We start from the raw sequence: 1,786 nt of genomic DNA on the forward strand, positions 1-1,786 counted from the left end.
AGGGCGCGCAGAGAATCAAGGTGTTGCTTCCGTGGATCTGGCTCGTTGATGTGTTATGGCCATATCACAGGAGACTCGTGATCAACTCGCCGTGAGATTCGCGGTGTTGTTTCCGCATCTGGACGAGCGACAGCGCCGTCTTCTGATGGGAACCGAGGCCCGGATCCTGGGGCACGGCGGGATCCGGGCTGTCGCGCAGGCGGCCGGGGTCAGCGAGACCACGGTCCGCAAGGGCGTTGACGAGCTGGAAGCGGGCGCAGAGCCGTTGGGGCGAGTCCGCCGCCCGGGCGGCGGGCGCAAGAGGGCCGCTGAGGTGGATCCGGGGTTGCGACCTGCACTGCTGGCGTTGGTCGAGCCGGATATGCGTGGGGATCCGATGTCTCCGCTGCGCTGGACGACGAAGTCGACGCGCAAGCTCGCCGGTGAGCTCACCCGGCAGGGCCACCGCGTCTCGGCGGACACCGTCGGCGACCTGCTGCGCGAGGAGGGCTTCGGCCTGCAGGCCAACGCCAAGACGATCGAGGGCGCCCAGCACCCCGACCGCGACGCCCAGTTCCGCTACATCAACGAACAAGCCCGTGATCACCGGGACGCCGGGGATCCGGTGATCAGCGTGGACACCAAGAAGAAAGAGTTGGTCGGCGAGTACAAGAACGCCGGGCGCGAATGGCAGCCTCAAGGCGAGCCGGTGAAGGTCAAGACGCACGACTTTCTCGACCGGCAGGGGCCGGGCAAGGCGATCCCGTACGGGATCTACGACATCACCGCGAACACCGGCTGGGTCAACGTCGGGTGCGACCACGACACCGCGGCCTTCGCGGTCGCCTCGATCCGCCGCTGGTGGCATGCCCGTGGTCGGCGCGAATACCCTCACGCCACACGGCTGCTGATCACCGCGGACGCCGGCGGCTCCAACGGCTACCGCACCCGCGCCTGGAAGACCGAACTCGCAGCCCTCGCGGCCGAGACCGGCCTACTGATCACGGTGTGCCACATGCCGCCCGGCACATCGAAGTGGAATCAAGTGGAGCACCGGCTGTTTTCCCACATCTCCATGAACTGGCGCGGCAGACCGCTGACCAGCCACGACATCATCGTGAACACCATCGCAGCCACCACTACACGCACCGGGCTCCGCGTCGAGGCTGAGCTCGACACCAACACCTACGACACCGGGATCAAGGTCACCGACGCCGAGATCGACGCCCTGGCGATGAGCAGACACCGCTTCCACGGAGACTGGAACTACACGCTCTATCCCGCCGATGTTCCGCCCGCTCCCGGCCCGCGGACGGACCCCGCAACCCTCTCGACCACCGCACGGCCGGCCGCCGGACCGGCCCACCTCGACAGCTCCACGCTTCGGGACCCGGAGCTGACCGGCATGACCGTCCCTGAACTGGACACCATGCTCAACCATTTGATCCCTGTGCTGGCCGAACAGCGCGAGCGGCACCGCCACGAGCGACGGGGCGGCGAACGCCGCCGGGCCCGCGGCGGAGGCGCCAAGGACAAGCTCTCCGACACCGACCGGATCCTGGCCACCGTGCTCTACCTGCGCAAGATCGGTACCCATGACCTGCTCGCCCAGCTCTTCGGCGTCACCGCAAGCACCCTCACCCGCGCTATCCAGGAAGTACGCCCCCTCCTGGCCACGTCCGGCCCCACGATCCCGCCGTCAACAGCCAGATTCCGCACTCCAGCAGACGTCGCTACCCACCTCGACAGGTACGGCAACCAGCCGCCAAGGAAGATCAAATCAGCGTGTTGATTCTCTGCGCGCCCT

1 protein-coding gene is annotated in these 1,786 nt (G+C 67.3%); it reads left to right on the forward strand.

Translation table 11 applies throughout. The features are described 5' to 3' along the window. The first annotated feature begins 55 nt into the window (after positions 1-55). A complete protein-coding gene (locus ACZ5NH_RS45475) occupies positions 56-1,771 on the forward strand; it encodes an ISAzo13 family transposase (RefSeq protein ID WP_468784360.1) in 1,716 nt (571 codons plus the stop codon). Positions 1,772-1,786: the final 15 nt, after the last annotated feature.

The organism is Streptomyces sp. NPDC031426 (assembly GCF_055581585.1).